Raw genomic sequence first — 9,302 nt, 5'->3', positions numbered from 1 at the left:
TAGTCGGCAGCACCGACTCGCGGTGCTGCCGATCCCGACGACACCAGTGGTCGAACCCCCGGTCAGTCGTCGAACGCCCCGTCAGTAGTCGAACGCCCGGTCAGTCGTCGAACGCTCGATCAGAGGTCGAACGCTCGATCAGAGGTCGAACTCCGCCGGGTTGATCCCGACCGCGAAGCAGGCTTCCCGGACCGCGTTCTTCTCGTGCTCGTCGAAGTTGCCGTCGGCGCCGCCGATGATGATGCCGATCTGGAGCACGGCGCGGGCCTGCTCCGGCTTCGACTTCAATTTCCCGATGGTGGCGGTCGCCTCGACCTTGCCGAAGTCGAAGTCGCCCTGCAGCTTGTCGCAATACCAGTCGAACTTCTGACGCAGCTCGTCCGGTGCGAACACCTTCAGCGATTCGTTCGACATGATGAGCGCGGCCGTCTTCTGCCGTTCCGACGGGTCGATGCTGCCGTCCGCCGCAGCGATCAGCGCGCACATCGCCATCGCGCCGTTGGCGAATTCCTTGTTCTTGAACTGGGCGGTTTTCACTTGCAGCTGGCCGTTCAATTCCTGCGTCTTCGCCTTGAGCTGATCCCAGAATCCCATCGGTCCTCCTCGTCGGAACCACCTACTCGGCAACCCGTTTGTGGCCGGTATGTCGGAAATTTACACGAGCCGTGCGCGAGCAAGCGTGACCTGCGCCGATAGCACCGGGTGCCGGTAACACGCCGACGGACGCCCATCCGTGGATGCGGGACGACGGCCGGGATAGTCACGGCCGGGTACGGGTACTCGACTGGACATGTCCACCGCATCGAGGAACCCAGACGATCCGAACCCCGATTCCTCGCCGGGCCCGCGGCGCGGCGACGTCCCAGTCTCCCCCTCGGGCGCGACTCCGGGTCGCGACGCTGTCGGGGATCTCCATCCGGACCTCGCCCGGCGTAAGGGCGTCAGACGCACCCGCACCGGCGCGCTCTGGACCGCACTGGTGTCCGGGATACTCATTCTGCTGTTACTGCTGGTGTTCGTCCTGCAGAACCTCGACAGCATCACCCTCGAGCTGTTCGGGTGGGACTTCTCGCTCCCGCTGGGTGTGGCGTTGCTGTTCGCTGCGATCGCCGGAGCCGCAATCGTCGGCATCGCCGGTGGCCTACGGATCCTGCAGCTCCGCCACGCCGCCAACAGGCAGCGCACGCTCAGCACCGGCCCGGCAACTCGATCCTGACAGTGCGTCCGGTACTGCATCGAGATCGACGGCTTCCGGGTGGTCGGTTCATGCGGGGTGTCGGACGCGCCGCGCGGCCCGGACTCCGCGTGAAGTCCGGGCCGTGGGTGTCGAAAGCAGCGGGCTACGCGTCGATCTTCTCGAGCCGCGGTTCTTTCACCGGGACCGGATGCCCGTCGTCGTCGCCGAGCATCGACTCGTCGAACGGCAGCGTGCCGTCGAGCACCTGGTCGACGCGCGCACGGTCCACGGTCTTGGTCCAGGTGCCGATGAGCAGGGTCGCGATGGCGTTACCGGAGAAGTTTGTGACGGCACGCGCCTCGGACATGAACCGGTCGACGCCGACGATCAGGCCCACCCCGTCGACGAGGTCGGGGCGGTGGCTCTGCAGACCGCCCGCGAGGGTGGCGAGCCCGGCGCCGGTCACCCCGGCCGCACCCTTCGACGCGATGATCATGAACAGCAGCAGCGACAACTGTTCGGTCAGCGCGAGCGGGCGGCCCATCGCATCGGCGACGAACAGCGCGGCCATCGTGAGGTAGATCGCGGTGCCGTCGAGGTTGAACGAGTAGCCGGTGGGCACCACGACACCGACGGTGGTGCGCTGCACACCGAGGTGTTCCATCTTGGCGATGAGGCGAGGCAACGCCGATTCGGACGACGACGTCGCGAAGATCAGCAGGTATTCGCGGGCCAGGTAGCGGACCAGTTTGAACACCGAGACACCGGCGACCGCGCGGAGCAGCGTCCCGAGCACACCGAACACGAACACCAGGCAGGTCAGGTAGAAGGCGAGCATCAGAGCACCGAGCTGGACGACCGCGCTCAGGCCGGTCTGGCCGACGACGTTGGCGATCGCACCGAACGCACCGATCGGGGCGAGCCACAGGATCATCGTCAGGATCTTGAACACGAGCTTCTGCACGTGGGCGACACCACGCAGGATCGGCTCACCGGACTTGCCGATGCCCTGGATCGCGAAACCGACGAGCAACGCGATGAACAGGGTTTGCAGCACGCTGCCCGAGGTGAGTGCGGACAGCAGCGACGTCGGGATGATCGAGGACACGAAATCGGCGGTGCCGCCGGCCGCGTGGGCCTTGTCGGCGAGCGCCGCGCCGGACGCGGCGGTCGATTCGTCGAGGGTGAGGCCGCTGCCGGGGTCGAGCAGATTGCCGACGACCAGCCCGATCCCGAGCGCGATCGTCGACATGCCGATGAAGTAGATCAGCGCGAGACCACCGATGCGGCCGACACTGGCGGCCGCGCGCACCGAGCCGATGCCCAGCACGATGGTGCAGAAGATGACCGGGCTGATCATCATCTTGATCAGGTCGACGAACAGGGTGCCGAGGATGCCGAGCGACTTCCCGACGTCCGGTGCCTGCCAGCCGACCAGGATGCCTGCGACGACGGCGACGACGACGCCGATGTACAGCCAATGGGTCCGGTCCTTGCGCCGGGACACGGCGGTGCTGCTCATAGGTTGCCCTTCGATCACGGATACGGATTCGGTGGCAACCGGCAAGAACCCGGCGCGGCGGAAGCGTCCATCGGTCCGTTCCACACCCGGGCGGTGACCGGTATCACGTCCACCTACCAGAATGGTGGTCGTGGGGCGGCCCGCTGAGAAGATTGCGTTCATTGTGTTCACGGGAGGTGCCTGGTGAATTCTCGCGGCACGCGACGGCCGATGAGCGTGGCACGGCAGTTGCTGATCCTGCAGCTCGTGGTGTTCACCGCGGTCGCGGTCGCGGCGGCGGCCCTGTTCGTCGTCGACGAACGCCACGACGCGGATGCGGCGACCCGCGACACCGTGACCGCGGTCGCGGTGACCACCGCGCAGATCCCGGAGGTCGCCGACGGGCTCCGTTCCCAAGATCCGACCGTGGCCCTGCAACCGCTCGCGGAGCGGATCCGCGCGGCCACCGGTGTCGACTTCGTCGTGATCGTCGACCTGGACGGGGTCCGCGTCACGCACCCGGTGCCCGAGCGGATCGACCTGCCCTACACCGGGCACACCGAACAGGCCCGGTCCGGTCAGGTGCACAGCGAGACGTACACGGGCAGCCTCGGGCCGTCGATCCGGACCATCGCCCCCGTGTACGCCGACGACGGCACCCTCACGGGTTTCGTCTCGGTCGGGGTGACTCGGCAGCGCATCGCCGACAATTTCGTGCGCAATCTGCCCGGGATCGGTGGGGTGGTCGCCGCCGGGCTGGCCGTCACCGCAGCCGGCGCCGTCGTCATCGCCCACCGGTTGCGGCGGCAGACACTGGGGTTGAATCCCGACGAACTGCTGCGCATGTACGAGCATCACGATGCGGTGTTGCGGGCGATCGGCGAGGGCCTGATCGTGTTCGGCACCTCCGGCGGCGCGGCGCCGCGCGTCGATGTCGTCAACGACGAGGCCCGCCGGCTGCTCGGCCTCGACCCGGCCGGGCCGGTGCCGTTCGAATCGCTCCCGGAAACCCCGCGGGCACTGTCGACCGGCGTGGAGGTGCGCGACGAGGTGCATCTGACGCGGGATCGGGTGCTGGTGGTGGGCAGCGACGCGGTGCGGTGGGACGGTCGGCGGATCGGTACCGTCGTGACGCTGCGCGATCACACCGAATTGCGGGACGCACTGGGCGAATTGGAATCGGTGCGCGGGCTCGCCGAATCGCTGCGAGCCCAGGCACACGAGTCCGCGAACCGGCTGCACACGATCGTCACGATGGTGGAGTTGGGCCGCTCCGGTGAGGCCGTGTCGTTCGCGACGAGGGAACTGGAGGTGTCCCAGAATCTGATCGACCGGTTGACCGCCGACGTCACCGACCCGGCGCTCGCGGCCCTGCTGCTCGGCAAGGTCGACGAGGCCGCCGAGCGGGGTGTCGAGTTGACCGTCACCGACGACACCGCGTTGGGGACGGTTCCGTCGGTGCCGCCGCGGGACCTCGTGACACTCGTCGGCAATCTCATCGACAACGCGATCGACGCCGCTCGCGGCACCGACGATCCGTGGGTGGAAGTGACTGTTCGTCAAGATGATTCGACGATGTTCGTCGAGGTGGCCGACAGCGGTCCCGGAATGTCCGCGGACACGCTGACGCGGGCGATGCAACGCGGCTACTCGACGAAGTCCGCGCAGCGCGGGCTCGGTCTCGCACTGGTCGCGCAGGTCGTCGCCCACCACGACGGCATCCTACGGACCGAACCGTCTCTCGGGGCGATGATCGTCGCGGAGATTCCACTCGGAGGCCCCTCGTGATCCGGGTGCTGATCGTCGAGGACGATCCGCTCATCGCCCAGGCTCATCGCGAATATGTCGGGCGGATACCGGGATTCGTGGTGCACGACGTGGTGCACACCGCGTCCGGTGCGCTGCGGTCCGCGACCGCAGCCGCGCGCACCGGCGAACCGGTGGATCTGGTCCTGCTCGACATCGGCCTGCCCGACGCCAGCGGACTCGATGTCGCATCGACGCTGAGCGCGCTGCGGCCGAGCCCGGACATCATCGCGGTCACCTCGGCCCGCGAACTCGAGGTGGTCCGGACCGCGGTGTCCCGCGGCATCGTGCTGTATCTGCTCAAACCGTTCACGTTCGCCGCGCTGCGCGACAAACTCGAACACTACGTCGCGTACCGCACAGCACTGGGTGCGGCGGACACCGCGGTCGCGCAACATGACATCGACCGGGCGATGTCCGCGCTGCGCACGTCGAATACGCGCGCGTCGACCCCGAAGGGTGTCTCCCCCGCGACCCTCGACCGGATCGCCGGATTCCTGCGTGAAACCGACGGTCCCCGGACCGCGGCGGAGGTCGGGGCCGCGGTCGGGGTGTCGCGGGTGACGGCGTGGCGCTATCTCGAACGCCTCGCCGACGACGGTCTGCTCGCCCGTCTCACCGAATACGGCCGGGCCGGGCGCCCGCAGGTCCGCTACGCCCGCAACCCCCGTCCCTCCGGGTGATGTGGAGCTACGGGCGGTAGGCGCCGGATGTTTCGAGCACCCACGCGAACTCGAAGGCGACCTCGCGCCACTTCTCGTAGCGACCCGACACACCCCCGTGCCCCGCGCTCATCTCCGTCTTGAGCAGCAGCGGTGCGTCGCCGGTCTTGGTGGCGCGCAACTTGGCGACCCACTTGGCCGGTTCGACGTACAGCACCCGGGTGTCGTTGATACTGGTGATCGCGAGGATCGCCGGATAGTCCTTGGCCTCGACGTTCTCGTACGGGCTGTACGAGCGCATGTACTCGTACACCTCCGGGTCGTGGAGCGGGTTGCCCCACTCGTCCCATTCGATGACCGTCAGCGGCAACGACGGGTCGAGGATCGAGGTGAGCGGATCGACGAATGGCACATTCGCGAGGATGCCCGCGAACAACTCGGGTGCGAGATTCGCGACCGCCCCCATCAGCAGGCCGCCCGCACTGCCGCCGTCCGCGACCAGGCGATCCGCCGCGGTCGCGCCCGTGTCGATCAAGTGCTGCGCGCACGCGACGAAATCGGTGAAGGTGTTCTTCTTCGCGAGGGTCTTGCCGTTCTCGTACCAGTGCCGGCCCATTTCGCCGCCACCGCGCACGTGCGCGACGACGAACACCGTGCCGCGGTCGAGCAACGACAGTCGCGCCACCGAGAAGCCGGGGTCGATGCTCGCCTCGTACGAGCCGTATCCGTACAGCAGTGTCGGCGCGGGACCGCCCGGCAGATCCTTGCGTCGCACGATCGACAGCGGAATGCGGGTGCCGTCCTGCGCGACCGCCCAGTCGCGGTGCTGCTCGTAGGCGGTGGGATCGAACTCACCGAGCACCGGTTGGGCCTTGCGCAGCAGCATCTCCCCCGTCGCGAGCACGCGGTCGTAGACGCGGCTGGGGGTGATGAACGACGTGAAGCCGAGGCGCAGCGTGGGCTGCGTCCATTCGGGGTTCGAGCCGGGGCCGACGGAGAACAGTTCCTCGTCGAACTCGAGTTCGGTGAGTTCGCCGTAGCCGGCGCCGGTCAGCGGCCACACCGCGACGCGGGTCAGCGCGTCGCGCCGGTAGCCGAGGACGAGATGATCGGCGAACGCTTCGATGTCCTCGAGTCGCACGTCGTCGCGGTGCGCGATGAGGGTGCGCAGCGCCGACGGGTCGTCGACGGGCGCTTCGGCGAGCACGAAGTTCTCCGCCTTCACGCCCGTTTCGGGGTCGATGTCGTTGTGCAGCACGAGAAACCGGTCCTCGCCTGCGACGACGGCGTGCTCGGCACCGTATTCGACGCCTTCCCGACGCGGCAGCAGTACCCGGAATTCTCCTGTGGGGTCGTCGGATTCGAGAATCCACCCCTCGGTGGTGATCTTCGATCCGACCCAGATCATCAGATACTTCTCGCTGCGGGTCGAGCCCACCGACACCCAGAACCGCTCGTCGGGTTCGTGGAAGACCTGCACGTCGTCGCCGCGCTCGGTGCCGAGTGTGTGCCGCCACACCGTGTCCGGCCGCCACGATTCGTCGACGGTGAGATAGAAGACGTGACTGTGGTCGATCGCCCACGTCGCACCGGGTGCGGTGCCGGGGATCTCGTCGGCCAGTAGTTCACCGGTCACGAGATTCTTGAACCGCAGCGTGTACCGCTCGTCGCCGACCACGTCGGTGGAGTACGCGAGCAGGGTGCCGTCGTGACTGATCGAGAACGCCCCGAGCGAGAAGAAGTCGTGGCCTTCGGCTTCGGCGTTGCCGTCGAGCAGAAGCTGTTCACCCGGAAGTTCGACGCCCGGAGCCGGTTCCGGCGGGGTCCAGTCATCCGGTCCCGCAACGGGGCAGCGGCATTGGATGCCGTACTGCTGCCCCTCGGCGGTGCGCGCATAGTACCACCAGTCGCCGAGCCGGGTGGGCACCGACATGTCGGTTTCCTGTGTGCGCGACTTGATCTCGTCGAAGATCTGCCCGCGCAGCGGCGCCAGGCCCGCGGTCTGCTGCTCCGTCCACGCGTTCTCAGCCTCGAGATACGCGATGACCTCGGGGCTTTCCTTGTCGCGCAACCATTCGTACTCGTCGACGAAAGTGTGCCCGTGGTTGGTCCGTCGCAGCGGAACCGTCTTGGCAACGGGCGGTGCGGTCATCGGTGCCGAGTCCGCCATCACTGCTCTCCGAGCCAGTCTGCGAACGACAGTCCCGAAATCCGCTCGTACGCCTCGATGTAGCGTGCCCGCGTCTTGTCGACGACGTGCTGCGGCAGTGCGGGCGGCGGGGTGTCGGATGCGCGGTCCCAGCCGGATTCCGGTCCGGTCAGCCAGTTCCGGACGATCTGCTTGTCGAAGCTGGCCTGTACCTTGCCTTCCGCGTAGTCGTCGACGGCCCAGTACCGCGACGAATCGGGGGTGAGCACCTCGTCGGCGAGCACCAGGTTGCCTGCCTTGTCGAGACCGAACTCGAACTTGGTGTCTGCGAGTATGATCCCACGTTCGTACGCGTAGATCGACGCCCGGTCGTAGATGTCGAGGGTGTCCTGACGCAGTTTCATCGCCAGGTTCAAGCCGACCTTCTCGGTAACAGCCTCGAAGCTGATGTTCTCGTCGTGATCACCGAGATCGGCCTTGGACGCCGGGGTGAAGATCGGCTCCGGGAGACGACTCGACTCGACGAGGCCCTCGGGCAACTTCACGCCGCACACCGATCCGGTGGCCTGGTAGTCGAGCAGACCCGAGCCGGTGAGGAATCCTCGGGCCACGCATTCGACGGGCACCATCTGCAGACGCTTGACGACCAGCGCGCGACCCAGGAGGTCTTCCGGGATGCGCTCGTCGTCGGGTTCACCGGCGAGATGGTTGTTCGCGTCGAGCAGGTCGAAGAAGAACACGCTCATCGCGGTGAGGACGCGGCCCTTGTCGGGGATCGTCGTGGCGAGTACGTGGTCGTAGGCCGAGATCCGGTCACTGGCCACGAGCAGCAGATGCTCGTCGTCGATGACATACAGGTCGCGGACCTTGCCGCCGGCGAGGTGAGGGTAGGACTCGAGTGAAGGACGCACGGTCTCACCCTAGTGCGCGGGGCGGACCGGCACGGTAGGCCGGTGACAGAACTCCCATCGGCGGCACGGCGTGCGGTCCCGATCCCACCCACACCTCGACCCCGTTTTCGGTCAGGCTGCCCTAATATACTGGTCATGCCGAACGAAGATGGGCTGTTGCCCGCCGTCATCGAAGTCGCTCGGGTCGTGGACATCACGCCCCGGATGCGCCGAATAACTTTCGCCGGGGCCGGTGTCGCCGTGTATGCGAGCGACCCCACGCGGGTGCCCAATATCAAACTCGTCTTTCCCCGGGCGAACGGCGACCTCGACCTTCCCGAGAACGACGGGACCGGGCGGTTGCTCTGGCCCGATCCGACGGTCAAGCAGCAGATCCGCACTTACACGGTGCGACGTCTCGATCCAGCCGCCGGCGAAATGGACATCGACTTCGTCAAGCACGGTGACGAGGGCCTTGCCAGCGGTTGGGCCGAACACGCACAGCCCGGCGACCGGATCGGCGCAGCCGGTGGCGGCGGTGTCGTGGCGCCGGTCGCCGACTGGTACCTGATCGTCGGCGACGAGACCGCTCTCCCCGCGATCGGGCGGATGCTCGAACGGTTACCCGAAGGGGCGCGGGGGGTCGCGGTGATCGAGGTGGCCGACGAGCACGAGCAGCAGAATCTCACGTCTCCCGCCGACATCGACATTCGCTGGATTCACCGCAACGGCGCACACGCCGGCACCACGACACATCTGCTCGATGCCGCGACGGCGGTACCCCTGCCGGACGGCGACGTCAAGCGTTTCGCCTGGGTATCCGCCGAATCCAAGACGGTGCTGGCCATGCGTAAATGGCTGCGCGCCGAAGCAGACTTCGATCGCAAGACGACCCTGGTCATCGGGTACTGGCGCATCGGCATGTCCGAAACCGGCTACGGCAAAGCCGCCGACCACGACCGGGTCGACGGCGAGCACGACGACGAGGAACTCTGAGTGTGCATCTGAAAACTCGGTGAGCATCGGCGTGTGACGGGCCGGATACCGGCGAACTCCTGGTAGGCCAGTGAGTGCTTACGTCCCTGCCCTACCAGGAGCTCACTTGCCATCATCGCCT

At 67.2% G+C, this 9,302-nt stretch carries 8 protein-coding genes; 4 read left to right on the top strand and 4 right to left on the bottom strand.

Features of this window, described 5'->3' with window-relative positions:
- Window positions 1–138 precede the first annotated feature (138 nt).
- Complete coding sequence (locus WAX14_RS17610; RefSeq protein WP_422629344.1) at window positions 139–594, bottom strand: tellurite resistance TerB family protein; 456 nt, start codon at window positions 592–594, stop codon at window positions 139–141.
- 196 nt (window positions 595–790) lie between these two features.
- Here WAX14_RS17610 and WAX14_RS17605 point away from each other — a divergent pair, with 196 nt between their 5' ends.
- Entirely contained in the window at window positions 791–1,216 is a 426-nt protein-coding gene (locus WAX14_RS17605; protein WP_422629343.1) for a lipopolysaccharide assembly protein LapA domain-containing protein, read from the top strand.
- 124 nt (window positions 1,217–1,340) lie between these two features.
- Here the strand turns inward: WAX14_RS17605 and WAX14_RS17600 are convergent, their stop codons facing one another.
- The gene (locus WAX14_RS17600) at window positions 1,341–2,699 is read right to left on the bottom strand and encodes a cation:dicarboxylate symporter family transporter (protein ID WP_422629342.1); all 1,359 of its coding nucleotides are present in this window, start codon (window positions 2,697–2,699) and stop codon (window positions 1,341–1,343) included.
- A gap of 210 nt (window positions 2,700–2,909) precedes the next feature.
- On the opposite strand from WAX14_RS17600, the gene WAX14_RS17595 reads away from it, so the two are divergent.
- Together WAX14_RS17595 and WAX14_RS17590 are read left to right on the top strand one after the other, a co-directional pair.
- Window positions 2,910–4,466 (top strand): sensor histidine kinase, encoded by a 1,557-nt coding sequence (locus WAX14_RS17595; protein WP_422629341.1) that lies wholly within the window; start codon window positions 2,910–2,912, stop codon window positions 4,464–4,466.
- On the top strand, window positions 4,463–5,167 hold the full coding sequence (locus WAX14_RS17590; RefSeq protein ID WP_422629340.1) for a response regulator: 705 nt from the start codon (window positions 4,463–4,465) through the stop codon (window positions 5,165–5,167). The genes WAX14_RS17595 and WAX14_RS17590 overlap by 4 nt, the downstream gene beginning before the upstream one ends.
- Window positions 5,168–5,174: 7 nt before the next feature.
- On the opposite strand, the gene WAX14_RS17585 is transcribed toward WAX14_RS17590, so the two are convergent.
- Together WAX14_RS17585 and WAX14_RS17580 are read right to left on the bottom strand one after the other, a co-directional pair.
- On the bottom strand, window positions 5,175–7,298 hold the full coding sequence (locus WAX14_RS17585; protein WP_422629339.1) for a S9 family peptidase: 2,124 nt from the start codon (window positions 7,296–7,298) through the stop codon (window positions 5,175–5,177).
- 17 nt (window positions 7,299–7,315) lie between these two features.
- Window positions 7,316–8,206 (bottom strand): phosphoribosylaminoimidazolesuccinocarboxamide synthase, encoded by an 891-nt coding sequence (locus WAX14_RS17580; RefSeq protein WP_422629338.1) that lies wholly within the window; start codon window positions 8,204–8,206, stop codon window positions 7,316–7,318.
- Between the two features lie 135 nt (window positions 8,207–8,341).
- On the opposite strand from WAX14_RS17580, the gene WAX14_RS17575 reads away from it, so the two are divergent.
- Window positions 8,342–9,181 (top strand): siderophore-interacting protein, encoded by an 840-nt coding sequence (locus tag WAX14_RS17575; RefSeq protein WP_422629337.1) that lies wholly within the window; start codon window positions 8,342–8,344, stop codon window positions 9,179–9,181.
- Window positions 9,182–9,302: the final 121 nt, after the last annotated feature.

Source organism: Rhodococcus sp. (in: high G+C Gram-positive bacteria) (genome assembly GCF_049299235.1).
In the GTDB taxonomy this organism is placed as follows: Bacteria; Actinomycetota; Actinomycetes; order Mycobacteriales; family Mycobacteriaceae; genus Rhodococcus.
The sequence above is the reverse complement of the archived record's forward strand: the minus strand, read 5'-3'. Positions and strand labels throughout refer to the sequence as shown.